Source organism: Streptomyces olindensis (assembly GCF_040645895.1).
Taxonomy (GTDB): Bacteria; Actinomycetota; Actinomycetes; order Streptomycetales; family Streptomycetaceae; genus Streptomyces; species Streptomyces olindensis.
Genome location: NZ_JBEYZD010000031.1, coordinates 63,971 through 88,800 on the forward strand (window position 1 = coordinate 63,971; position 24,830 = coordinate 88,800).

The 24,830-nt window shown below is 73.5% G+C and carries 18 protein-coding genes; 7 read left to right on the top strand and 11 right to left on the bottom strand.

Annotation, left to right across the window (positions count from 1 at the left end):
• Positions 1-49: 49 nt before the first annotated feature.
• The 3 genes from ABZ948_RS21105 to ABZ948_RS21115 form a co-directional block, all read right to left on the bottom strand.
• Positions 50-1,291, bottom strand: coding sequence for a DUF5919 domain-containing protein (locus ABZ948_RS21105; RefSeq protein WP_359761676.1), 1,242 nt, complete (start codon positions 1,289-1,291; stop codon positions 50-52).
• Between the two features lie 102 nt (positions 1,292-1,393).
• Positions 1,394-2,713: a copper amine oxidase gene (locus ABZ948_RS21110; RefSeq protein ID WP_359761678.1), complete on the bottom strand. Its 1,320-nt coding sequence runs from the start codon at positions 2,711-2,713 to the stop codon at positions 1,394-1,396.
• Positions 2,714-2,774: 61 nt separating this feature from the next.
• Positions 2,775-3,593 carry a Tat pathway signal sequence domain protein gene (locus tag ABZ948_RS21115; RefSeq protein WP_359761680.1) on the bottom strand — a complete coding sequence of 273 codons (819 nt, stop codon included), beginning with the start codon at positions 3,591-3,593 and terminating at the stop codon, positions 2,775-2,777.
• A 181-nt stretch (positions 3,594-3,774) separates the two neighbouring features.
• Between ABZ948_RS21115 and glgX the strand changes: the two genes are divergently transcribed.
• Positions 3,775-5,907: a glycogen debranching protein GlgX gene (gene glgX, locus ABZ948_RS21120; RefSeq protein WP_359761682.1), complete on the top strand. Its 2,133-nt coding sequence runs from the start codon at positions 3,775-3,777 to the stop codon at positions 5,905-5,907.
• Between the two features lie 127 nt (positions 5,908-6,034).
• Positions 6,035-8,404 carry a malto-oligosyltrehalose synthase gene (treY, locus tag ABZ948_RS21125; protein WP_359761684.1) on the top strand — a complete coding sequence of 790 codons (2,370 nt, stop codon included), beginning with the start codon at positions 6,035-6,037 and terminating at the stop codon, positions 8,402-8,404.
• A gap of 60 nt (positions 8,405-8,464) precedes the next feature.
• Here the strand turns inward: treY and ABZ948_RS21130 are convergent, their stop codons facing one another.
• Positions 8,465-9,406: a LysR family transcriptional regulator gene (locus tag ABZ948_RS21130; RefSeq protein WP_359761686.1), complete on the bottom strand. Its 942-nt coding sequence runs from the start codon at positions 9,404-9,406 to the stop codon at positions 8,465-8,467.
• 84 nt (positions 9,407-9,490) lie between these two features.
• On the opposite strand from ABZ948_RS21130, the gene lpdA reads away from it, so the two are divergent.
• Both lpdA and ABZ948_RS21140 read left to right on the top strand, forming a co-directional pair.
• Entirely contained in the window at positions 9,491-10,933 is a 1,443-nt protein-coding gene (lpdA, locus tag ABZ948_RS21135; protein ID WP_359761688.1) for a dihydrolipoyl dehydrogenase, read from the top strand.
• Positions 10,934-11,052: 119 nt separating this feature from the next.
• The gene (locus ABZ948_RS21140; RefSeq protein ID WP_359761690.1) at positions 11,053-12,303 is read left to right on the top strand and encodes a M14 family zinc carboxypeptidase; all 1,251 of its coding nucleotides are present in this window, start codon (positions 11,053-11,055) and stop codon (positions 12,301-12,303) included.
• A gap of 87 nt (positions 12,304-12,390) precedes the next feature.
• Here ABZ948_RS21140 and ABZ948_RS21145 read toward each other — a convergent pair whose 3' ends face one another.
• Complete coding sequence (locus tag ABZ948_RS21145) at positions 12,391-13,752, bottom strand: M14 family zinc carboxypeptidase (RefSeq protein WP_359761724.1); 1,362 nt, start codon at positions 13,750-13,752, stop codon at positions 12,391-12,393.
• Between the two features lie 245 nt (positions 13,753-13,997).
• Positions 13,998-14,549: an FHA domain-containing protein gene (locus tag ABZ948_RS21150; protein WP_359761692.1), complete on the bottom strand. Its 552-nt coding sequence runs from the start codon at positions 14,547-14,549 to the stop codon at positions 13,998-14,000.
• 174 nt (positions 14,550-14,723) lie between these two features.
• On the opposite strand from ABZ948_RS21150, the gene treZ reads away from it, so the two are divergent.
• Positions 14,724-16,469 carry a malto-oligosyltrehalose trehalohydrolase gene (treZ, locus tag ABZ948_RS21155; protein ID WP_359761694.1) on the top strand — a complete coding sequence of 582 codons (1,746 nt, stop codon included), beginning with the start codon at positions 14,724-14,726 and terminating at the stop codon, positions 16,467-16,469.
• Positions 16,470-16,473: 4 nt separating this feature from the next.
• Here the strand turns inward: treZ and ABZ948_RS21160 are convergent, their stop codons facing one another.
• Genes ABZ948_RS21160 through ABZ948_RS21170 form a run of 3 tightly spaced genes read right to left on the bottom strand, consistent with a single transcriptional unit; the run spans position 16,474 to position 19,413 of the window.
• The gene (locus ABZ948_RS21160) at positions 16,474-17,178 is read right to left on the bottom strand and encodes a hypothetical protein (protein ID WP_359761696.1); all 705 of its coding nucleotides are present in this window, start codon (positions 17,176-17,178) and stop codon (positions 16,474-16,476) included.
• A 40-nt stretch (positions 17,179-17,218) separates the two neighbouring features.
• Positions 17,219-18,238: an aminoglycoside phosphotransferase family protein gene (locus ABZ948_RS21165; RefSeq protein WP_359761726.1), complete on the bottom strand. Its 1,020-nt coding sequence runs from the start codon at positions 18,236-18,238 to the stop codon at positions 17,219-17,221.
• Between the two features lie 47 nt (positions 18,239-18,285).
• Positions 18,286-19,413: an aminopeptidase P family protein gene (locus ABZ948_RS21170; protein ID WP_359761698.1), complete on the bottom strand. Its 1,128-nt coding sequence runs from the start codon at positions 19,411-19,413 to the stop codon at positions 18,286-18,288.
• Positions 19,414-19,608: 195 nt separating this feature from the next.
• Here ABZ948_RS21170 and ABZ948_RS21175 point away from each other — a divergent pair, with 195 nt between their 5' ends.
• A complete protein-coding gene (locus tag ABZ948_RS21175) occupies positions 19,609-20,364 on the top strand; it encodes a phosphodiesterase (RefSeq protein WP_359761700.1) in 756 nt (251 codons plus the stop codon).
• Here the strand turns inward: ABZ948_RS21175 and ABZ948_RS21180 are convergent.
• Both ABZ948_RS21180 and cyc2 read right to left on the bottom strand, forming a co-directional pair.
• Positions 20,357-20,917: a PDZ domain-containing protein gene (locus ABZ948_RS21180; RefSeq protein ID WP_359761702.1), complete on the bottom strand. Its 561-nt coding sequence runs from the start codon at positions 20,915-20,917 to the stop codon at positions 20,357-20,359. The genes ABZ948_RS21175 and ABZ948_RS21180 overlap by 8 nt on opposite strands.
• A 293-nt stretch (positions 20,918-21,210) precedes the next feature.
• Positions 21,211-23,376 carry a germacradienol/geosmin synthase Cyc2 gene (gene cyc2 / locus ABZ948_RS21185; protein ID WP_359761704.1) on the bottom strand — a complete coding sequence of 722 codons (2,166 nt, stop codon included), beginning with the start codon at positions 23,374-23,376 and terminating at the stop codon, positions 21,211-21,213.
• Between the two features lie 181 nt (positions 23,377-23,557).
• Between cyc2 and ABZ948_RS21190 the strand changes: the two genes are divergently transcribed.
• Positions 23,558-24,799: an endonuclease/exonuclease/phosphatase family protein gene (locus tag ABZ948_RS21190; protein WP_359761706.1), complete on the top strand. Its 1,242-nt coding sequence runs from the start codon at positions 23,558-23,560 to the stop codon at positions 24,797-24,799.
• Positions 24,800-24,830 lie beyond the last annotated feature (31 nt).

The window sequence follows — 24,830 nt, forward strand, 5'->3', positions numbered from 1 at the left end:
CGCTCAGCCGCGACGACGACCGCGGAGGCACCGGATGAGCGGGAACAGTTCACGACACCGGTCGCGAATCCGCCCACATCACCTCGAACTCCTCGCGATAGGTGGGGAAGAGTCCACTTTCGTCGGCCTCACCCGACTTGACCACCTTGCCGCCGTTGCGCAGGACGAACACCGGCGCCTCCATCCCGCGCGTCCGGCGCAGGTAGTTCTGCACGACCGCGATGCCGTCCGCCCCGTCACCGTCGACCAGGTACGCCGTGAAGCGGGGGGTCTCGTCGAAGACCTGGATCTCGAAGGCGCCCGGGTCGCGCAGGCTGGCCCGCACCCGGCGCATGTGCAGGATGTTCATCTCGACGGCGCGGCTGAGCTCGCCGCGCTTGATGCCGAGTTCGCGCTCGCGCCGCTTGACCGCGCTGGAGGCCGGGTTGAGGAACAGCAGCCGCACCCGGCAGCCCGACCCGGCCAGCCGCACCAGGCGGCGGCCGGAGAAGTTCTGCACGAGCAGGTTGAGGCCGATGCCGATGGCGTCGAGGCGGCGGGCGCCGCCGAAGATGTCCTCGGCGGGGAACTGCCGCATCAGCCGCACGCGGTCCGGGTGGACGGCGACCACGTCGGCGTACCGGTCGCCCACCAGGTCCTCGACCGCGTCGACGGGCAGCCGCCGCGCGGACGGCACGTCACCTCCCGCGCCGAGCATCTCCAGCAGCCGGGCCGAGGCCCGCTCGGCCTGGTTCAGCACGGCCTCGGACAGGGCCCGGTTGCGGGAGACCACGTTCCGGGTGACCTCCAGCTCGTCCAGGGCGAGTTCGACGTCACGGCGGTCGTCGAAGTAGGGCTCGAAGCAGGGCCAGTGCTGCACCATCAGCTCGCGCAGCTGCGGCAGGGTGAGGAAGGACAGGACGTTGTCGTCGGCCGGGTCGAGCAGATAGCCCTTGCGGCGGCTGACCTCGCGGACCGCGACCGCGCGCTGCACCCACTCCTGCCCGGCGGGTCCGGCGGCGGCCACCACCCAGTCGTCGCCGTGGACGGGTTCGTAGACGGGGCGCAGCACGGCGGCGACGACCGCGCGCAGCCGCTGCTCGACGAGGTTCAGCCAGATGTAGGCCCGCCCGGCCCGCTGGGCGCGGGTGCGCACCTCGCGCCAGGCGTCGGCGCCCCAGTCCAGCTCCGGACCGATCGAGCCCGACGCGTCCATCGGCCGTGCCAGGGACACGGCACCGGTCGGGACGTCTGTGGAGTTCCCCTCGTGACCCTCGTCACCAGGGGGCAGCTCCAGCCCTCCCGAGCCCACCCGCGCACCGCCTTCCGCTCCCCTGAGCACTCCCCTTGTCAACGATCAAGGAAGGGTACTCCGGGAGCGGTCGGCGGTGCAGCCGGATGGGCAGGGTCAATCTCAACGGCGCGGCTGCCAGTGCCCGTTCTGCCGGCCGAGCTCGGCCGGAGTGAGCGGATTCATAGCGGTGACGTCGCGCGGGGCGATGGAGAATCCCTGCCAGTGCACGGGCATGGGCTGCTGGTCCTCGTCCCGGGCTATGTGGTGGAAGCCGATGTTCATCCAGACCACGGGGTGCTTGAGGGCCTGTCCGTTCACCCACTTGTCGACGGAGGTGCCGGCTCCGCGCCCGCAGTCGCCGGGGTTGTTGCTGGCGAACAGCTCGCACTTGTTGTACTGGGTGACGTACAGGTCGTGCTTGGTGTAACTGCGGCCCGGGTACTTGGTGGACGGCCCGGGGACGATCTCGTAGGAGCGGGCGTGTCCGTCCTTGTTCTTGCCGGCCGCGCTGACCACGCGCCACCAGCGGTAGTTCCTGCTGTCCCCGGCGAGTTCCTTGGTGATCTTGGTGCGGGTGGTCTTCGTGGTGGGGGCCTGCTGCCCCCGGACGGGCGCGGTGACGGTCGAGTCGTACTGTTCGACGCCGTTCCTCGTGGAGCCGTCCAGGGCGAAGTCGAGCCGCCAGAAGGCGTTGTGGCTGTGGCTGGTGGCCTTGGCCTTCGCCCCCTTGCCGATCGGCCAGCCGCGGCCGTCGCCGGCGTCGTAGTCGTCCCAGGACAGGCTGCCGGTCGCGCCGACGTTCATGGTGATCGCGCCGTCGTCCTGGAAGCGCCACTCGGTCATGTACTCGTACCAGCCGACCTGGTTCACGGTGTAGACGAGGAGGTCCTTGCCGGCGGCCTGGTAGACCTTGTTCGCGGTGTCGCCCTGCATGCGGTAGGCGTGGCCGCGGGACCGGGTGGTGGTGCACAGGCCCTTGACGTTCGGGTTCTCGGTGACGGCCTCGGGGACCTTGACCGTCTTGATGGTGCCGCCGGGGCACTCGCTCGGCGCCAGGTTCATCAGGCCCTGGGCGAAGTCGAAGCCGGTCAGGTCGTCGTACTCGATGTTGCCGTCGTCGTAGGGAACGTGGATCTGGCCGAGCCGGGCGCTGTTGAGGATCTTGATCGCCCTGGGTTCGCCCTTCGGCTGGTAGGAGATGTCCTCCAGGACGAGGCCGGCCTTGCCGTCGTAGCGCCAGCACATCCGCCAGGTGGTGCCGGTGGAGAGCTTCTGTTCGATGCGGTGGGCGGCGCCGCAGTAGGCCGCGGCCGCCGCGGGGGCGGCCTGCGGCCGGGCGGTGGCCGGTCCGGCGCCGGCCGTGGCGCCGGCGGCGAGCGCGGCCACGGTCAGGCCCACGGCCGCCCGGGTACGGGTCGTGCTGGTGCTGTTCACGCGCATGACGAGGTGACTCCCTGACAGGAGGAGCGAGCGAGGTGGACGGGTGAGCGAAAGGGGCCGGTCAGTCGAGGCGGGCGACCTTGCGGGCGCTCAGGTCGACGACCAGCGACCTCGTGTCGACCCACGGCCCGTTCTTGATCTTCGGGAACAGCCGCACGCAGCGGTGCTCGCCGCAGCGCTCGAGCGCGGCGGGCCGGGCGCCCGGCGCGGCCCGGTAGACGGCGCCGCTGAGCTGCAGCTGGTCCGGGGAGGTGAGCTCCTCGCCGGTGGCGTCCCGGTAGTCGGCTTTCAGGCCCGCACCCAGCGGGTCGGCGATCAGGAGTGCGGCCGCCTCGGCCTTCTCGGCACGGCTGAAGGGCGGCTGGACACCGCGCTGGGTGCCGGTCCGCACCACCTCGCCGGTGCCGAGGTCGACGGTCCGGGTGACGAGGGTGTCGTCCCGGTAGTCGTAGAAGGTCACGTCGGCGCGCCGGGGCGCGTCCGGGTCGCCGACCTCGTCGGCCTCCGGTTCGGCGAGGTCGATACCGAGGCGCTGCGGGCCGCGCTCCCCGTCGACGCTCTCGCCGCTCCGGAACAGCTGCGGGCTGAGGGCGATCTTCCCGGCCCGCTCCAGCTCGTCGTCGGTGAGCGGGTCCCGGCCCTCGCCCTTCTCCCCCTCGGCCGGTGCCTCCTCGACGACTCCCGGCGCCACCGCCCCGCCCGGCGCCACCGCCCCGCCCGGCGTGTCCGCCTGCCGGGCGGACTGTGCCGACCCGGCCCCCGTGGCGTCCGCCCCCGCCGTGCCCGGCAGGGTGATCCCGATCATCACGGCGGTCCCGGCCACCGCGATGGCCGTCCCGGCCACCACCTTGCCCAGGTGGCGGTGCACTATGTTGCGCACATCTTCCCCCTACTCCCCCAACGGCCCCGGGAGTACGTGTTTGCCCCACTGGTTCGGCATACCGCGTATGCACTGGTCACTCGGTAAGAGGGAGATAAGTCATAGGAGGTTCCCTCACTTTCGGGGAGACTCGGGGCCCAGGCGTCCCCACCGGCGCCGCACACCTGAAAGAGTCGTATCCATGCAGGTCTGGCCTGGAGAGGCGTATCCACTCGGCGCCACGTACGACGGCGCCGGCACAAACTTCGCGGTCTTCACGGAGGCCGCGGACCGAGTAGAGCTGTGTCTGCTGCACGACGACGGCTCGGAGACGGCGATCGAGCTCCGGGAGAGCGACGCGTTCGTGCGGCACGCGTACGTGCCGGGCATCATGCCGGGGCAGCGCTACGGGTTCCGGGTGCACGGCCCGTACGCCCCGGAGCGGGGGCTGCGCTGCAACTCGGCGAAGCTGCTGCTCGACCCGTACGCGCGTGCGATCAGCGGCTCGATCAACTGGGGCGAGGAGGTCTACGGCTACCACTTCGACGATCCCGGCCGGCGCAACGATCTCGACTCGGCGCCGCACACGATGACGTCGGTCGTGGTCAACCCCTACTTCGACTGGGGCGACGACCGGCGCCCGCGCACCGAGTACCACCACACGGTGATCTACGAGGCCCACGTCAAGGGCCTCACGATGCGCCACCCGGGGCTGCCGGAGGAGCTGCGGGGCACCTACGCGGCCCTCGCGCACCCGGCGATCATCGAGCACCTCACCGAGCTCGGGGTCACCGCCCTGGAGCTGATGCCCGTACACCAGTTCGTGAACGATCACCGCCTGGTCGACATGGGTCTGAACAACTACTGGGGCTACAACACGATCGGCTTCTTCGCCCCGCACAACGCCTACGCGTCCTGGGGCGACCGGGGCCAGCAGGTGCTGGAGTTCAAGTCGGCGGTGAAGGCGCTGCACGAGGCGGGGATCGAGGTGATCCTCGACGTGGTCTACAACCACACCGCCGAGGGCAACCACCTGGGCCCCACCCTGTCCTTCAAAGGCCTCGACAACTCCCGCTACTACCGGCTGACGGACGACCCCCGCTACTACATGGACACGACAGGGACCGGAAACTCCCTGCTCATGCGCTCCCCGCACGTGCTGCAGCTGATCATGGACTCGCTGCGGTACTGGGTCACGGACATGCACGTCGACGGGTTCCGCTTCGACCTGGCGGCGACGCTCGCCCGGCAGTTCCACGAGGTGGACCGGCTGTCGTCGTTCTTCGACCTGGTGCAGCAGGACCCGGTGGTCTCCCAGGTGAAGCTGATCGCCGAGCCGTGGGACGTGGGCGAGGGCGGCTACCAGGTGGGGAACTTCCCGCCGCTGTGGACGGAGTGGAACGGCAAGTACCGGGACACCGTGCGGGACCTGTGGCGGGGCGAGCAGCGCACGCTCGCGGAGTTCGCCTCGCGGCTGACCGGCTCCTCCGACCTGTACCAGGACGACGGGCGCCGCCCGCTGGCCTCCATCAACTTCGTGACCTGCCACGACGGCTTCACGCTGCACGACCTGGTGGCGTACAACGACAAGCACAACGAGGCCAACGGCGAGGACAACCGGGACGGCGAGAGCCACAACCGGTCCTGGAACTGCGGGGTCGAGGGCGACACCGACGACCCGGACGTGCTGCGGCTGCGGGCCCGGCAGATGCGGAACTTCATCGCGACGCTGATGCTGTCCCAGGGCGTGCCCATGATCAGCCACGGCGACGAGTTCGCCCGCACCCAGCGCGGCAACAACAACGCCTACTGCCAGGACAACGAGCTGGCCTGGGTGGAGTGGCCGGAGGACGGCGAGGACGCCGAGGGGGCCCCGGGCGGGGAGCTGCTGGCCTTCACCCGCGCGATGGTGTGGCTGCGCAGGAACCACCCGGTCTTCCGCAGGCGGCGCTTCTTCCACGGGCGGCCCGTGGAGGGCACCCACGACGACCTGTCCGACATCGCCTGGTTCACCCCGGAGGGCCGGGAGATGACCCAGCGGGACTGGGACTCGGCGCAGGCCTCGGCGCTGACGGTGTTCCTCAACGGCAACGCGATCTCCGAGCCGGGCGCGCGCGGGGAGCGCATCACCGACGACTCGTTCCTGCTGATGTTCAACGCCTCGCCCAAGCCGCTGGAGTTCGTGGTGCCGGTCGACCACGGGCGGCAGTGGGAGGTCGTGGTCGACACGGCGCTCCCGGAGGGCGTGCCGACGGACACCGGCCCGAAGGTGCAGGCCGGGGACCGGCTGACCCTGGTGGACCGCAGCATGACGGTGCTCCAGCGGCCGGTGTAGCCAGCCGGCGGCCCAGGGGCCGTGTCGTCGCCGCGTCGTCCGGAAAGAGCCACTCGTCCGGGCGACGCGCGGCGCACCTGGCGCGGGGGATGACACGAACGGCGGCGGGGCGGGTACGTACGTCTCCATGACACCTGAGCGACCTGACCCGGTGGTGCCCACGGCCACGTACCGGCTGCAACTGCAGCCCGAGTTCCCGTTCGGAGCAGCCGCGGCCGTCGTGCCGTACCTGGCCTCGCTCGGCGTCTCGCACCTGCACCTGTCCCCCGTCCTGGAGGCCGTGCCGGGCTCGACGCACGGCTACGACGTCGTCGACCACGCGCGCGTGCGCGAGGAGCTGGGCGGCGAGGAGGGGCTGCGGGCGCTGTCCCGCACCGCGCGCGAGCACGGGCTCGGGCTGGTGGTGGACATCGTCCCGAACCACATGGCCATGTCCCCGCGCCACAACCGGGCCCTGTGGGAGGTGCTGCGCGAGGGCCCGAAGTCGCCGTACGCGCGCTGGTTCGACATCGACTGGGAGGCCCAGGACGGCCAGGTGCTGCTGCCGGTGCTCGGCGGCCCGCTGGGCGAGGTGCTCGACGAGCTGCGCGTCGACGGCGACGTCCTGCGCTACTACGACCACGCCTTCCCGCTGCGCGAGGGCACGGCGGACCTGCCGCTGCCGCACCTGCTGGACGCGCAGTGGTACCGGCCCGTCTGGTGGCGGCTGGCCCGGACCGAGCTCAACTACCGGCGGTTCTTCAGCATCTCGGAGCTCATCGGGGTGCGGGTGGAGGACCCGGAGGTCTTCGAGGGCACCCACGACAAGATCCTCCAGCTGCTGCACGAGGGCGTGATCGACGGACTGCGCGTCGACCACCCCGACGGGCTCGCCGACCCCGACGGCTACCTCACGCGGCTGCACGAGGCGACGGGCGGCCGCTGGACGGTCGTGGAGAAGATCCTGGCCGACGGCGAGCACCTGCCGGCCTCGTGGCCCGTCGCGGGCACCACCGGCTACGACGCCCTGCGGCACGTGGACGGGGTCTTCACCGACCCGGCCGGGTTCGGGGAGCTGCTGGGCCAGTACCGGCGCTTCGCGGCCCCCCAGACGGACCGGGGCGGGCAGTGGGAGGCGACGGTGCGGCGGGCGGCGTACAAGGTCCTCACGCACGAGCTGGCGACCGAGACGGACCGCCTGGTGCGGGTGGCGGCCCGGCTGTGCGCGGCCTCGCCGGAGCCCGCCCTGCGCGACCGCGCGCCCTGGGCGCTGCGCACCGCGCTCCAGGAGCTGCTGGTGCGCATGGAGGTCTACCGGCCCTACGAGTCCGTCGACGCGGCGGCCGTGGTCACCGAGGAGGACGCGGCCGAGGCGCGGCTCGCCTTCGCGGTGCCTGAGGAGGCCGGCGCGGTGGACGTCGTACGGGACCTGGTGCTCGGGCGGTACGGGGACGGGCCCGCGCAGGTGGAGTTCCGGACGCGGTTCGCGCAGACGTCGTCGGCGCTGCGGGCGAAGTCCGTGGAGGACACGGCGTTCTACCGCTACGTGCCGCTGCTGTCGGCCACCGAGGTGGGCGGCAACCCGGGGAGTCCCGCCCTGTCGCCGGAGGAGTTCCACGCGTACTGCGCGCGCGTGCAGCGCGACTGGCCGGTGACCGGGACGGTGGCCTCGACGCACGACACCAAGCGCAGTGCGGACGTCCGGGCGGCGCTGCACGTGCTGACGGAGTGCCCGGACCGCTGGGCGGACGTGCTCGCCGAGGTGACGCGCACCGGCGAGGGCGTGCCGGACGCGCAACTGGCGTGGGCGGCCTGGCAGACGGTGTTCGGGCTCGGCCCGGCGGCCGGGTCCGCCGAGCGGGTGCAGGGGGCGCTGCTCAAGCACGTGCGCGAGGCGGGCCTGTACACGAGCTGGACCGAGCAGGAGCCGCCGTACGAGGAGATGGTGGCGCGGTTCGTGGCGGCCGGGCCGTGCGGGGCGCCGGGTGAGCGGATCGCCGCGTTCCGGGACTCCCTGGAGCCGCACGTCCGGGCCAACGTGCTGGGCACGGCCCTGGTGCAGCTGACGATGCCGGGGGTGCCGGACGTCTACCAGGGGACGGAGGCCGAGTACCGGGCGCTGGTCGACCCGGACAACCGGCGGGCGGTGGGCTTCCCGCCCGAGGAGTCCGGGGGCGGCTCCGCGGACAAGGTGGCGGTGACGCGGGCGGCGCTGGGCCTGCGGGCGCGACGGCCGGAGGCCTTCGGCGACACCGCGACGTACATGGCGCTGCCGGCGGAGGGCGCGGCGGCCCGGCACTGCCTGGCGTTCGCCCGGTCCGGGGAGGTGGTGACGGCCGTGACACGCCTGTCGCTGCGGCTCGCCGAGGCCGGGGGCTGGCGGGACACCCGGCTGCCGCTGCCGCCGGGGCGGTGGGCCGACGTGCTGGAGGCGGGCCGGGAGTTCACGGGGCACGCGCGCGTGGCGGAGCTGTTCGCGGCTCGCCCCGTGGCGCTGCTGGAGAAGGTGGGCGACTGAGCGCAGGGCTGGGGAGAGTGGGCGACTGCGCTCAGGGCTGGAGAAGGTGGGCGACTGCGCTCAGGCGACCGCCGCCGGGCCGTCCTGGGAGCAGTCCTCGTACGACCCCAGGGGCAAGGCCGGGCGCGGCCAGGCCGACCGCAGCAGGTCCACGAACGCCTCCGCCGCGCCCGTCGGGGGGACGCGCGAGAAGACCGTCAGCGTCCGCCGCCATGCCGGGTCGGGGACGAGGACGACACAGCCCTCGCCCACCGCGCCCCGGACGAGGGGCGCGGGCGCGACGCAGACGCCGACGCCCGCCGCGGCCATCCGTACCGCCGTCGAGGTGTGCTCGGTGAACACGGCGGTGCGCGGGGTGAAACCCGCGCGGCCGCACGCCCAGTCGAGGAAACGCTCGCCGTGGACGACGGGCTCCATGGCGCAGCGCACCCAGGGGCGGTCGGCCAGCTCCGGCAGCGTCACCGTCGTACGGCCCGCGAAGCGGTCGTCGAAGGGCACCACGAGGACGATGTCCTCCTCGCCGACCGGCACGACGGTGCCCGGCCAGTGCGCGGGTGCCGGGCCGACGGCGAGGTCGGCGGTGCCGCGCTCGACCTGCTCCTGAAGCGCCTGCGAGGTGGCGTACTCGTGGAGGTGCAGCAGCACGCGCGGGTGGGCGGCGCGCCAGCGGGCGAAGACGTCCGGGAGGACGCCGACCGCGACGGAATGCACGGCGGCGACATGGAGTTCGCCGCCCTCCGCACCGGCGGCGGCCCGGGCCGCGCGGCGGGCCTGGGCGGCGCTGCGCACGGCCAGCTCGGCGTGCGGCCGGAAGGCCCGGCCCATCGGGGTCAGGCGCACGCCACGCGGCATACGTTCCAGGAGCGCGCCGCCGACCGACCGCTCCAGGGCCTTGATCTGGTGGGACAGCGCGGGCTGCGAGACGTGCAGGACCTCCGCCGCCCGGGTGAAGGACGCCTCCTCCAGGACCGTCAGGAAGTACTCCATCTGCCGCAGGCTCAACGTTCCTCCCCCATAAACGCCCTGCATGGGTTCCACAAGAACATTGCCTTGGACTCATGGCAAGGCCGGGCGGAGGCTGAGGGCATGGACTCACCCGACGTCATCGTCATCGGCGGCGGCACCGGCGGTTACAGCACCGCCCTGCGCGCCGCGGCCCTCGGTCTGGAGGTCGTGCTCGTCGAGCGGGACAAGGTCGGCGGGACGTGCCTGCACCGCGGCTGCATCCCGAGCAAGGCCATGCTGCACGCGGCCGGGCTCGTCGACTCCATCGCCGAGGCGCGCGAACGCTGGGGCGTGAAGGCGACGCTGGACACCGTCGACTGGCCGGCGCTGGTGGCCACCCGCGACGACATCGTGACCCGCAACCACCGGGGGGTGGAGGCGCATCTCGCGCACGCGGGCGTGCGGGTGATCGCGGGGAGCGCCCGGCTGACGGGCCCGCGGTCCGTGCGCGTGGAGAGCGTGCACGGCGAACCCGGCGTGCGGGACCTCTCCGCGCGCCGCGGGCTGGTGCTCGCGACCGGCTCGCGACCGCGCACGCTCCCGGGGCTCCGCCCGGACGGCCGGCGCGTGGTGACGAGCGACGACGCCCTCTTCGCGCCCGGGCTCCCGGTGTCCGTGCTGGTGCTCGGCGGGGGCGCGATCGGCGTGGAGTACGCCTCCTTCCACCGCTCCCTGGGCGCCGAGGTCACCCTCGTGGAGGCCGCGGACCGGATCGTGCCGCTGGAGGACGCCGAGGTCGGCCGTCATCTGACCCGAGGTCTGAAGAAGCGCGGCATCGACGTCCGGGCCGGTGCGCGGCTGCTGGACGCCGAGGTCCTCGACGACGGGGTGCGCGCCCAGGTGCGCACGGCCCGGGGCGAGACGCTCACGGTCGTGGCCGAGCGGCTGCTGGTTGCGGTCGGCCGGGCCCCGGTCACCGACGGCCTGGACCTGGCCGCCGCGGGCCTGGCCGCGGACGAGCGCGGTTTCGTCGTACCGGCCGACTGGGACCGGCTGGAGACGGCCGTGCCCGGGATCCACGTGGTGGGCGACCTGCTGCCGCCGCCGGCGCTCGGACTGGCCCACGCCTCGTTCGCGGAGGGGCTGCTGGTGGCCGAGACGCTGGCCGGGGTGCCCTCCCCGCCCGTGGACTACGCGACGGTGCCGCGCGTCACGTACTCCTCGCCGCAGACCGCCGCCGTGGGTCTGACCGAGGCCGAGGCACGCGCGCGTGGGCACGAGGTGGTGACCAACAGCATGCCGCTGACCGCCGTGGCGAAGGGCATGGTGCACGGGCAGGGCGGCATGGTGAAGGTCGTCGCCGAGGCCGGCGGCGGACGCGTGCTGGGCGTGCACCTGGTGGGCCCGCACGTGTCGGAGATGATCGCCGAGGGCCAGCTGGTCGTCGGCTGGGACGCCGAGCCGTCCGACGTCGCGCCGCACATCCACCCGCACCCCACCCTGTCCGAGGCGGTCGGCGAGGCGTTCCTGACCCTGGCGGGACGGGGGCTGCACCAGCAGGGGGCACGTCGTACCGGCGACTGAGCCCGCGCCGCCCGGGCCAGTGCTTCCGGGCGCCCCCTGGAGCCTCCCCCGTCGCGCCCTTGACACCGCACCACGGCCATGGGGTACTGCGAATGCGAACTCGGGCGGATGTGACGGGGGTGAGTGTCCTGCCGGAGCTGCGCTACCCGACGGTGACCGAACTGGTTACCGCTGCCCGGGCGTTGACCGCCCAACGCCCCGGGGTGTGCACCCTGCGGCAGGTGGGTTCCTCGCGGGCGGGCAGACCGCTGCACCTGATGTCCGTGGGCCGGGCCCGGCGCGCCGTGCTGGTGGTCGCCGGAGCCCACGCCAACGAGCCGACCGGATCCTGCACGCTGCTCGCGCTCGCCCGGCGGGTGCTGGAGCAGCGGGAGCTGCGCGACGGCATCTCCTGGCACTTCCTGCTGTGCGCCGACCCCGACGGGGCGAGCCTGCACGTGACACCGGCGCCGCGCAGCCTCTACGACTACCACCTCGGCTTCTTCCGCCCCGCCGGCCCCGAGCAGCCGGAGTGGGCGCCGTCCGTGCTGCCGCCGGACCGGCTGCCGCCCGAGACGCGGGCCCTGACGGGCGTCATCGACGAGCTGCGCCCCTACCTCCAGGTGACCCTGCACGGCACGGATCTGGGCGGCAGCTGGGTGCAGTTGACGAAGGACGTGCCCGGGCTCGCCGAGCCGTTCGCCAAGTCCGCGGCCGAGTTGCACATCCCGGTGGAGACCGGCGCGTCGGACGCCGCGGGCTGGCCCGCGTCCGGGCCCGGCGTGCACGTGATGCCCGCCCCGGAGGCCGGACCGGCGTACCCGAGCCTGCCGGACGACGCGCGGCACAGCACCTGGTACCACGCCCACCGGTACGGCGGGCTGACCGCGGTGGTCGAGGTGCCGATGTGGGCGAGCGACTTGGTGGACGACCCGGCGCCGCATCCGGCTCCGGCGGCGGCGATCGGCCGGCTCGCGCGCCGTCTGCAGCGCGACGCGCTGGAGGTGACGCGGGTGCTCGACGGCGCGCTGCCCCGGCTGGCGGACCTGGACGGGCCGTTGCTGCGGGCCGCCCGGTGGGGGCTGGAACTGGTGCCGGGGCTGGCCGCCGACCTGGTCCACACCCCGCCCGCCGACCGCACCCGGGCGTACGTGGGCAGCGTGGACGCGTTCGCGCGGCGGGTGCCGCTGCGGGCGGCGGCCATGCTGCGGCGGGTGCTGCGCGGGACCGACGACCGGGCGGCGGAGCAGCTGGAGGAACTCGTCGCGACCTGGAGCGATGCTTTCGCGGAACGTTTCCGCGCCCGTTGGGTGCCCTTGCAGCACCAGGTCGAGCACCAGTCCCGCACGGTGGTCGCGGCGGCGCTGCACGCGCGCGAGGAAACCGAGTAGAGCAAGCCCAGTAGAGCAGGCCCAGTAGAGCAAGCCCAGTAGACAAAGCCGAGCGAAGGAAGCCGAGCAGACGAACGGACACGCCCGTCAGGGCGTCATCCCCGCCGCGTCGGCACCGCCGCCCCGGACACCGACACCCGGCTCGGCCGGGCCGGAGCCCGCGCGCGGGTGCCGCCCGGCCAGCTCGAACGCGCAGAGCACCACGCGCGCCTGGTACTCCGCCTGGCGGGCCACCGGGATCCAGCGCGCCCCGCAGCCGTCGCGGTAGTCGGCGCACCACTCGTCGATCAGCAGGTCCAGCTCCGGCAGGGCCCCGGCCGGGTCGTGGCCGGCGGCCCGCACGAGCTGGTGCAGCAGTCCGGCCGTGCGCAGCGCGAGCCGTCGCCCGGAGATGCGCAGGGCGGCCAGGTGGGCGCTGCTCAGGGGCGGGAGGGGGTGGGCCGTGCCGTCGCCGGTGTCCGGGTCCCAGGCGTCGGCGAGGCCGGGGCAGACCAGTAAATAGTCGTCGACCGGGGCGAGCAGGCGCGCCGCGTCGGGCACGCCGGCGAGGTGCGGCCGGATCCGGGCCAGCACCTGCCGCAGGAGGGCCGTGTCGTGGCGCAGTACGCGGCTGACGGCCCGCAGCACCGCGTCCCGGTCCGCGGGCGGGGAGCCGTCCGACACGGCCGTCACGCCCCACATCGGCGCCTCGACGACCGCGGTGACGGTGCCGTGCCGGTCCGGGTGGAACCACGTCGACTCGACGGCGGCCTCCGTTATGGCCGCGGCCAGGTCGGCCCGGCGCGGGGGCGGGATCCGGTAGACGGCGGGTCCGAGACCGGGCCAGTACAGGGCGTCGTAGGCGCCGAGTTCGCGGGGTATGGCGAGCCGGGCGGCGATGTCGGCGAGGCGCCGGTCGAGGCCGGGCAGGTCGTGGGTGAGCTCGACGAAGCCGCCGCCGACGTCGACGCCGTGCAGGGAGCACTGGAGGAACGGCCGCAGTTCGTCCTGGACGTCGAGGAGGGCGCGGGTCTCCGGCAGGGCGGCCGCGGCGGCGCCGTCGGGCAGCCACTCGGGTTGCTCCAGGAAGCCGGGCCGGAAGAAGTTCCGGAAGTACTGGCCGAGGGTGTAGGGGCCGGTCAGCCAGCCCTCGTTGCGGCGCGACCCGTCCGGGTCGAGGCACAGCAGCAGGTTCCAGGTGGCGTCGGCGCCCTCGGTGAGCCGCGGGTCGGCCAGGGCCCGCTCGGCCAGGCGCAGCACGGTGGCACCGCCCACGGGCTCGTTGGCGTGGGGGCCGGCGACGACGAGGACCTGGCGGCTGCCGTGGCCGACGGAGAGCAGCCACATCGGCGTGCCCGCGCGGGAGGTGCCGACCCGGCGCAGCCGGGCGTCACGGGGACGGCGGGCGACGAGGGCGGCGGCCCGGGAGCCCAGTTCGTCGACGGTCGGGTAGCGCAGGAGGGGCGGCAGGACACACCTCCCCCATGCGATGCCGTCGGTTCACCAGGTGTAGATGGCGTACGCACAGTCAGTCACGACTTCGGGGGTACGTCAACACCATGGAGGGCAAAGGCATTTGAGCCACGCCCCGGCCATCGACAACTGGTAATCCCCAGGCCAGAGCTGAGGTGGGGCTCGGTTTCCAGTCAGCCGGCAGACAGCCGGGATGTCATCCGGCCGGCGGTCGGAACGTCACCCGGCAGGCAGTCGCGATGTCACCCGGCCGACAGCCGGAACGCGATCCGCCCGAAGCCCACCTGGTCGCCCTCGCGGACGACGGCGGCGCCGACGACACGCCGTCCGTTGACCGTCGTGCCGTTGGTGGAGCCGAGGTCCCGCAGGACCCACATGCCGCCCTGGTGGCGCAGTTCGGCGTGCACGCGGGAGACCGTCTCGTGGTTCAGGCGAAGCCCGCTGGCGGGGTCGCGGCCTATGCGTAGCGGGTGGCCGTGCGCCGGGTGGGGCAGCAGCAGCTTGGGCAGCTTCTCGGCCTGCCAGGCCCTGCGCAGCCGTACGGTGAACCCGGAGACCGCCTCGACGGTGCCGAACACCATGCGGGAGAGCCGGCTCTCCGTGGGCAGGTCGGCGGTGAGCACCGCCAGCTCGTCCGGGCGGCGGGCGGCGAGCGCCAGTTCCATGCGGCGGATGAACGTGTCGTGGGACAGGCGGCCCACGGCGACGCCGTCGCGGAGCACCTGCAGCGCCCTGTCGCGCTCCGCGTCGGAGAGCCGCGCGGGGTACGTGTTGAACTCGAAGGACGACGTCACGCTCGTGATTGTCGGGCAGCGCGGGCGGGCTGTCCAGGAAACGGGAAAACGCCCGCCACGCGCGCGTACCCGGTGAGACCCGCCGCAAAAGGGTGGATGCACCAGCGGATTGATCGCGTTTTGACGCACCATGGACGGGCTACATCACGGTGAGCAGACGAAGGGGAACCGTCCGTGCAGTTCGAGGTGTGGGCACCGCAGGCCGGCCGAGTGACGCTCCAGTGCGACGGCGTCACGCGCGCCTTGGAGCGCGATCCGGAACGGGTGGGGTGGTGGCGGGGCGAGGCCGAGGCGCGCGACGGGTCCCGCTACGGCTTCGCGCTCGACGACGGTCCCGTGCTGCCCGATCCGCGCTCGCGCCGGCAGCCGGACGGCCCGGACGGCCTGAGCGCGGTCGTCGACCAGGAGCGGTACGCGTGGCGCGCGGCATGGCGGGGCCGGCCGCTGGCCGGGGCGGTGCTGTACGAGCTGCACGTGGGGACGTACACGCGCGAGGGCACCCTGGACGCGGCGGCCGAGCGGCTCGGCCATCTCGCCGAACTGGGCGTCACGCACGTGGAGCTGATGCCGCTGTGCCCCTTCCCGGGCACGCACGGCTGGGGCTACGAGGGCGTCTCCCTGTGGGCGGTGCACGAGCCGTACGGCGGGCCCGAGGCGCTGAAACGCTTCGTCGACCGGGCCCACGAACTCGGGCTCGGCGTGGTGCTCGACGTGGTGCACAACCACTTCGGCCCGTCCGGCAACTACCTTCCGGTCTTCGGCCCGTACCTCACGGACACGCACCACACGCCCTGGGGCGCCGCGGTCAACCTGGACGCGCCCGGCTCGGACGAGGTGCGCGCGTACCTGATCGGCAGCGCGCTGGCGTGGCTGCGGGACTACCGGCTCGACGGGCTGCGCCTGGACGCCGTGCACGCCCTGGTGGACACGCGCGCGTGCCACTTCCTGGAGGAGCTGTCGGCGGCCGTGGACGCCCTGGCCGCGGAGGTGGACCGGCCGCTGTTCCTGGTCGCCGAGTCGGACCTGAACGACCCGCGGCTCATCACCGCCCGCGCCGAAGGGGGCTTCGGGCTGCACGCGCAGTGGAACGACGACTTCCACCACGCCCTGCACACCACGCTGACGGGCGAGTCGCAGGGCTACTACGCCGACTTCGCGCGCGCTCCCCTCGCCGGGCTCGCCAAGACCCTCACGGGCGGCTACTTCCACGACGGCTCGTACTCGAGCTTCCGGCAACGGCACCACGGACGCCCGCTGGACCGCACGCGGGTGGCCGGACACCGGCTGCTCGGCTACAGCCAGACCCACGACCAGGTCGGCAACCGCGCCCAGGGGGACCGGCTTTCGGCCCTGGTCTCCCCCGGTCTGCTCGCCTGCGCCGCCACGCTGATCCTGACGGCGCCGTTCACGCCGATGCTGTTCATGGGCGAGGAGTGGGCGGCGGGCACGCCCTGGCAGTTCTTCACCGACCACACCGACCCGGAGCTGGCGGACGCCGTACGGCGGGGCAGGCGGCGGGAGTTCGCCGCGCACGGCTGGAAGGAGGAGGACGTGCCCGACCCGCAGGACCCGGCGACCCGCGACCGCTCCTGCCTCGACTGGTCCGAGCCGGAACGCGAGCCCCACGCGCGCGTGCTGGCCTGGTACCGGCGGCTCCTCGCCCTGCGCCACGAGCAGGCCGACCTGACCGATCCCGACCTGGCCGACACCAAGGTGGCCTACGACGAGGAGCGCCGCTGGCTCGCCTTCCGGCGCGGGGACGTCCTCGTGGCGGTGAACCTGGCGCCGGAGCCGGCCGCGCTGTCGCTCGGCGTGCCCCACGCGCGCGTGCTGGCCGCGTGGGAGCCCGTCGAGACCCCCGGGGACGACGGGGTGCTGCACCTGCCCGGCGAGTCGGGCGTGGTGCTGGTCCAGGACTGAGCGGTCAGCCGAGCTTCGCGTCCTGCGCCTCGATCACCGGGGTGAGCAGGCCCGGTCGCGCGAGGGAGGCGCCGTCCACCGCGGTGCAGACGGCGATGGTGTCCCCGTGGCGTACGACGGCGGTGCGGATCGGCCGGGACGCGCCGCCCTCGTCCGTGACGACGCCGCGGTAGGCGAGGGCCTCGTCGCCGACCGCGGGGGTGTCCTCGGGCTCGAACGGGTAGTACACCTCGCTGGTGCCGTTCGCCTTGGCGGTGAAGCCGAGGGAGCAGCCCTGGACGGCGTCGGCGAGGAGGCTGTCCATGGCCGTCACCGCACCGCCGTGGCCGTAGGCGGCGAGGGTGACGTAGATCCGGGTGCCGGGGGCCTGGTCGGTGGTGACGACGCGACTGCGGTAGGCCTGCGGCCTGCCGAGGGGCAACTGGTGCGTCATGACTGCCAGCGGGGTGCAGGTGTCGTCGGCGATCTCCTGCGCGGACCTGGCGAAGGGGGACTTCTGCCGGGCCGGGTCGAACTCCCGCACGGCATAGCCGGGGCCGAGGTCCCCCGCCGTGACCAGCTGCGCGGCGAGGCGGTCCGCCGGGGCCGGCCGTCGTGTGGGGGACGCCGTGGAGCCCGGCGCGGACGCCGTGGCGGTGCCGGAGCAGCCGGCCAGGCAGACGAGGGCGGCGGCGGTCGCCAGCGACACGGCCGCGACGGTGTGCTTCATGGGCGGAGGATAGTCGTACGGCGTCCCGCCGCCCGTCCCGCTACGGGGCGTCGTCGGTGTCCCTCAGGTCCGTCACCCGTTCCAGCAGGATCGGCTCCCAGGCGCGGCGCAGCCGGGTCCGCCGCACAGTGGCGTCCGTGCCGGCGGTGAGGGTCTCGGCGAGGTGGACGACGGTGTCGCAGCGGGCGAGCCACAGGCCGCGCAGGCAGGGCCGGGCGCCGTAGCCGGCGAGGGTGGCGGCGCGTACGGCGGCGGGGGCGCCGACGGCGAGGGCGAGGCCCGCGATGTCTTCGGCCGGGTCGCCGACGACCGCGCCGGCCCAGCCCAGGACGCCGCGCACCCGCCCGTCGGCGCTGACCACGAGGTGCCCGCCGGTGAGGGCGTGGTGGGTGAGGACCGCCGAGCCGGGCTGGGCGGCGAGCTGGCCCGCGCCGGGCGGGGTGAGCTGGTTCAGGCGGGTGGCGTCGAACTCGTCGGCCTCGGCGAGGCGTTCGGCGGCGCGTACGGCGGCCCGGCGCAGCGCCTCCAGGGAGCGCGGCGCGACGCGCGGCACACCGAGGGTCTCGGCCTGCCGCACCGGCACCTCGCGCAGTCCCGTGAGCAGTCCGGCGAGGTCGGCCTCGCCGAGGGCGGACACGTCGTGCTCCTCCCCCGATCCGCCCGGCACCCTGGTGTCCAGCGTGTAGCTCAGCCCGGCCGCCCACTCGCCGTGCGCCACGCTCGCCGGCACCGCCACCGGGACGTGCGGGCGGACGAGGTCGCGCAGGCGCAGTTCGCGGCGCTGCCGTGCGGTGGCCTCGCGGTCGGGGGCGAGGCGCAGCACGTGGCGGGTGCCGACCCACCAGGTGGCGGGTTCGGCGCCCTCGGTGGCGGGCCGGACGTCGGGGCCGCTGTTCTTCCCGGTCTCCGGGCCGCCCGTGCCGGCCTCGCCGTTCCTGCCGCCGTCGCCGTTCCTGCCGTCCTTGCCGTTCCTGCCGTCCTTGCCGTCCTTGCCGTCCTTGAGCAGGGACCGGACCAGTCGGCGGACGGTGTCCTCGGTGGGTGTGGGTGCCTGGGTCATGGTCGCGCCGTTGCCGTTCGGGAGGCGTGGTGGGGACATCGGTGGCGTCACTCCACTATGACCAGCTCGCGGGTGGTGGTGTTCAGGCGCCGCCCGCCGTCCTCGGTGACGGTCACGATGTCCTCGATGCGGACGCCGAACCGGCCGGGCAGGTAGACGCCCGGTTCCACGGAGAAGCACATGCCGGGCACGAGGGGCCGCTCCTCGCCCTCGATCATGTACGGCGGCTCGTGGGTGGTGACGCCGATGCCGTGCCCGGTGCGGTGGATGAAGTACTCGCCGTACCCGGCGTCGGCGATGACCACGCGGGCGGCCCGGTCGACGTCCTGGCAGGCGGCGCCCGGCCGCACGGCGCGGAAACCGGCCTCCTGGGCGGCGCGCACGACGTCGTGGACGCGGCGTTCCTCGTCGGTGGGTTCGCCGACGTGGACCGTGCGGGAGGTGTCCGAGCCGTAGCCGTCCTTCAGGCCGCCGAAGTCGAGGACGACCATGTCGCCGCGGTCGATGACGCGATCACCGGCCTCGTGGTGCGGGTCGGCGCCGTTCGGGCCCGAGGCGACGATGGTGAAGTCGACCTGCTCGTGGCCGTGCCGGCGCAGCAGCCGGTCGAGGTCCGCGGCCACCTCGGACTCCCGGCGGCCGGCGAAGGGGACCTCGCGGATCTCCTCGAAGGCCGCGTCGGCGGCGGCTCCCGCGGCCGTCATGAGCTCCAGCTCGGCCGCGTCCTTGACGGCACGCAGCATGGGCAGGGCCTCGGTGAGCGAGGCGTACGAACTGCCGGGCACGGCCTGCTGGAGGGCCAGCAGGTGCAGGGCCCAGGCATTGTCGCTGACGCCGAACCGGCCCCGGGCGTCGAGGAGCGCGGCGGTCGCGGCGTAGGGGTCCTTGCCGTCGGTCCAGTCGCGCAGGGTCAGCGCGGGCGCCCCGGCCGCCTGCCGCGCGTCGGGGGCCTCCAGGGCGGGGACGACGAGGACGGGGTCCTGCCCGGGGGCGAGGACCAGCAGGGTGAGCCGCTCGGTGACCGCCGGGGGTGTGTAGCCGGTGAGCCACACGAGGTCGGGCCCCGGGGCCACCAGCAGGCCCGCCAGACCGGCCTCGGCGGCCGCCCGCGCGGCGCGCTCCATGCGGGCCCGGTAGTCGTCGGCGGTGAAGAACGCGGCCGTGCTCGCGGTCATCCGGGCCTCCCAGGACGGACGAAGGGGCTACGGGCAGCATCCTGCCCGGCCGGAGGGGGCGACGCGAGCCGTCTGCGGGCATCACCCGCACGTCTCCACGGACAGCAGTGGATTGCCCCGCCACGAAGACTAATGCTTAGATCTCGGCTATCCATTAGATTTCCGAGAGCTTTCCGAACGAGGGGGCGTACGACCGTGCTCGTACTCGCACACATCAGCGATCTGCATCTGGACGGGAGCGCGCGGGCGACGGAGCGCGCCGAGCGGGTGCGCGACCGGCTGTGGGAGCTGCCGGGGCAGGTGGACGCGCTGCTGGTGACGGGCGACATCGCGGACCACGGCACGGAACCGGAGTACGAGGAGGCCGCCCGCATCCTGGGACTGCGCGAGGCGGACGCCCCGTTCCCGGTGCTGACCTGCCCGGGCAACCACGACAGCCGCGCGCCCTACCGCAAGGGGCTGCTGGGACTGCCGGGAGCCGAGGGGCCGGTCAACCGGGTGCAGGTCTTCGACGACGGTGCCGTGCTGATGTGCGACTCCAGCGTCCCGGGCAGCGACGACGGGGAGCTGGCCGAGGAGACCTACGACTGGATCGAGACGACCCTCGACGAACTCGACGGCAGCCTTCCGGCCCTGCTCGCCTTCCACCACCCGCCGGTGGCGCTGCACCACCCGCTGCCCGACTCCTGCCGGCTGCGTGATGCGGGCCGACTGGCCGGTCTGCTGGACCGCCGGCCCGAGATCGCCGGGCTGGTCACCGGCCACGCGCACACCCCCGCCGCCACCTCGTTCGCGGGCCGGCCGCTGGTCGTCGGGCCCGGTGTGACGTGGACACTGCGGCTGCCCTGGGAGGGCGAGCAGGTCGCGGACCGGGACGCGCCGCCCGGGCTCGCCTTCCATGTCCTGGACGACGCGGGACGGCTCACGAGCCACTTCCGCGTGGTCACGTGAGGACGGCGGGGACGACCGTCAGCTGCTGGTAGCCGCCGCTGCGGTGCCGCACCGTCAGCTTGACCTCGCGGCCGGGGCGCGCGTCGGCGACCGCGCGCACCAGGTCCGCGGCCGTGTCGATCCGGGTGCTGCCGAAGGCGAGCAGGATGTCGCCGCGCACCAGCCCCGCCTGCTGCGCCGGACCGGGGACGTGCAGCCCGACGACCAGGGCTCCGGGCTTGCGGGCGTCCATGACCTGCACGCCGAGGGTCACGGCGACGGGCGCGGACGGCACGGCGGACGGTGAGGGCCCGGGGAGCGACGGCGTGCGGCGCGCTCGCGGGTCGACGACCCCGCCCTCGCCGACCACCGTGGCACCCATCGCGCCGAGGCCGATCCCGGACAGCACCAGGACCGCGCCGGCGAACCCGGCGAGCAGCACGTTGAGAAGCCGCCGCCCGCGCCGCCGGGCGGCGTGCGGTCGCGGCCGTACCGGGCGGTTCGCCGTCGTCGGCGCCGCCCCGTCGGGCTCCTGGCCCGGCATCGGTTTGGGTCGCAGCGCGGTCTGTTCCATGGCTCGCCTCCGGGTGGTGCCCGATCGCCTCCGCCGATGCGGAACGATCACGGCTGGTGCTCTACCCGGCACATCGGCGCCCGATGAGCCACGATCGAGTGAGACTGACCCGGGCGGATGCCGATGCGGGGAGCCCTCCAGCCCCTCGGGACACGGGCATGGCCCGTACCGCACCCGGCGTACAGGTGCGGTACGGGCCATGCCCAAGGGGGCCGGTCAGCCCGTGCGGCCCTCCCCGGGTCCGCTGTGGGCTGCCCGCGGCCCTGTGAGGTCGGCGGGCGGAGAGTGCCGTATCAGCCGAGCGCGGGCACCGGTACGGCCGGCGGGCGGTCGGGGAGGAAGCCGTGGGCGCGACGGGACAGCCACGCGTCCTTGTAGCGGTCCACCTCGCGGTGCCAGTTCAGGATGCCGGACAGCCAGTTCCGCAAGTCCTCCACGTATGTCCCCATGGCGGCACGCGCCTCCTGCGTGAGCTGGAAGTCATCGTACAGGATGGGGAGTTCGTGTTCGACGACGTGCTCGAACTGCCGCATGCGCTGGCTCATCAGGTCGTGCACGATGCCGAGGCCGGTCGGGTAGTCGCAGTTGAAGAAGTTCTGCACGACGAGGATCGCGTTGTGGATCTCGCCCTCGAACTCGATCTCCTTCTGGTACGAGAAGACGTCGTTGAGCAGGCACGCGAAGTCCATCGCGGCGCTCTCCAGCGACCGGACCGGGCCGCTGCGGTAGACCTCCGGCGGGATGGCCGGGCCGTGGCCCAGCCGGCACAGGCTCAGGGTGAGCTCGGAGCCGAAGGTGGCCCGGCGCATCTCCAGGTAGTCGACCGGATCGGGGATGCGGTTCTGGAGCTGGTTGGACAGCTCCCACACCCAGCTCTCGGTCATGACGTCGATGGCGTCCTTGAGGGTGCGCCGCGCCGCGGGTGTCATCTCCGCGGTGGTACGCGCCCACAGGTCGATCAGGGCACGCTCCATGGCGTTGACCGGGACCGGGGGTTCGCCGCCGTCGACCGGCATGCAGTCGGACAGGCGGGCCGTCGTCAGCCGGGCGGCGGCCAGGTCGCGGCGGTGTCCGTAGACCAGCGGGTAGTAGTCGTCGCCGTAGGTGCCCCAGGCGAGCCACTGGGAGCTGAGGTCGAGGGCCTCGGGGGTGGCGTCCGGGTCGAGGCCCGCCGCGCAGAGCGGCAGGTCGTAGGCCCTGAGCTTGTCCGCGTCCCAGACGCCCTCGGCGAGGATGCCCGTCCGGGTGACCCAGTCGGTCAGGTTCCGGCGGGAGTTGTCGAGGTGCGGGCTGAGCTGCAGCGGGAACGGCATGCGGATGTCGGGGATCCGCGCCGGTCCGACCTTCTGGTACGGCACGTGCGTGTAGGAGCGCAGCCGCTCGGCGCCGGCCGAGGCGAGCAGGGCGCGGACGTCGGTGCCGGAGGTGCCCATGCCGGTGAAGCCCGGCCAGGGGCTGCCCCCGCGCACGGCGTTCTCGTTCATGTAGCGGCTGGAGCGCAGGTGCCACTCGTGGCCGCCGGACTGCCAGTCCTGCAGGCCCTTGGTGTACGCCGCCACGGCCGCGACCTCGTCCGGCCTGAGTCCCTTCTCCAGGGCCAGGGCGGGCACTTCGGTGAACGCCGTGTGCTCGAACTGGTGGAGGCGGGAGGTGAGGACGTCGTTGACGGTGTCGGCGGCCTCCTGGGTGGTGCAGCCGAAGAAGGTCTCCAGGACGAGCACGCCGTTGCTGTTCTCGCCCTCCTCCTCGACCTCGCGCTGGTAGGAGAACAGGTCGTTGCGCAGGTGCACGGCGTCGGAGAACGTCTCCATCAGCACCCTCAGCGGCCTGGATCCGGCGACGGAGGCGGGCACTTCGGCCGTCGCGTACTCCACGAGCCCCGCGGACCAGGGGGCGCCGCCGACCTTGCGGCGCATCTCGATGTACTCGACGGGGTTGGCGATCCTCCCCTCGTTGATGTTGGACAGCTCCCACATCGACTCGTTCAGGAGGTGCTCGGTGGCCAGGGCGAAGCGGCGGCGCCAGCCCTCGGACATCGCGGGCACCGTACGCGCCCACAGGTCGGCGAGGCCGGCCTCGACCGGGTTCTCCGGCTCCGGCACGGGGGTCGCGAGGTCCAGCGGCATGAACAGGGGCAGCCGGTCCAGGTGGGCCTTGCCGGCGGCGCGGTCCTGGCTGCGCTTGTACATCTCCAGGAAGTGGTCGTCGAAGAAGAAGACCCACACGTACCAGTCGGTGATGAGGGAGAGGGCGGGGCCGTCGCAGTCGGGGTGGGTGTAGGCGCAGAGCAGGCCGTAGTCGTGCGCGTCGAGGTCGGCCTGCTCCCAGACGCCGGATCCCTCCAGCATGCCCATCTCGCGCGCCCACTCGGTCGAGTGCGCCCGGGCCTCGTCGACGTGGGGGTTCAGCCGCGCGGGGTGCGGCATGTAGAAGTGCGGGAGTTCGAACGGCTGCGTCATGGCCGGGGCCCTACCCGGCGCCCCGCGACGCCATCCACGACCCGGGACATGATCACACCATCGCGTGAATCGAGGATGAAGTCGGGAGTTCTGTCGGGCCCTTGTGGCGTTCATCTCTACGCGCGCAGACTTACGCCCACACGCCGGCAGCTCCTGTCCCTCACGTTCACCGGAGTCCACGATGAAGCAGCATTCCCGAGCCCTGCCGCGCCGGGTCGCGCTCACCTCGCTCGCGGGGGCGGCGCTGGCCGGTGCGACCGCCCTGAACGCCTCGGCGGCCGAACGGCACGGGCGCACCGTGCGGTTCGCCACGTTCAACGCGTCCCTGAACCGCTCCGCCGAGGGCGCCCTGATCCGGGACCTGTCCACGCCGGACGACGCGCAGGCGCGCAACGCCGCCGAGACGATCCAGCGGGTCGACCCGGACGTGCTCCTGATCAACGAGTTCGACCACGACGACCAGGGCGCGGCGCTCCGCCTGTTCCTGCGGAACTACCTCGCCGTGGGGCACAACGGGGCGCGCCCGGTGCGCTATCCGTACCGCTTCACCGCCCCGGTGAACACGGGCGTCGCCACGGGCGTGGACCTCGACGGCAGGAACGGGGCCGTGACGACACCCGGTTCGGACGCCTACGGGCAGGACGCCTTCGGGTACGGCTGGTTTCCCGGCCAGTACGGGATGGTCGTGCTGTCGAAGCACCCGATCGACACGCGCGCGGTGCGCACCTTCCAGCGCTTCCTGTGGAAGGACATGCCGGACAACGTCATGCCCGAGGGCTACTACAGCGACGAGGCCCGGGCGATCCTGCGGCTGTCGTCCAAGAGCCACTGGGACGTGCCGGTGCGGATCGGCCGCGAGACCGTGCACTTCCTGGTGTCGCACCCCACTCCGCCCACCTTCGACGGCCCCGAGGACCGCAACGGCCGCCGCAACCACGACGAGATCCGCCTGTGGGCCGACTACATCGGCGGCCCGCGGCGCGGCGCCTACCTGTACGACGACCGTGGCCGGCGCGGCGGGCTGCGGCCCGGGGCGCGGTTCGTGATCGCGGGCGACCTGAACGCCGATCCGTACGACGGCGACAGCTACGACCACGCCGTGCGGCAGTTGCTGGAGCACCCGGCGGTGCACCCCGCCGCCACGCCCCCGGCGAGCGCGGGCGGGGTGGCGGCGGCCCGGCTCCAGGGCGGCGCGAACACCTCGCACCGGGGCGACCCGGCGTTCGACACGGCCGACTTCGGCGACACGGCCCCCGGCAACCTGCGCGTCGACCACGTCATCCCGTCCCGGGGGCTGATACCGGGCGCGAACGGCGTGTTCTGGCCGGCGCCGGGCGATCCGCTGTACCGGCTGGTCGGCGACGGCAGGACCGTCCCGACGTCGGACCACCGCCTGGTGTGGCAGGACGTACGGGTGATCTGACCCAGGGCGTCCGCGCCTGGATCAGCGCGTG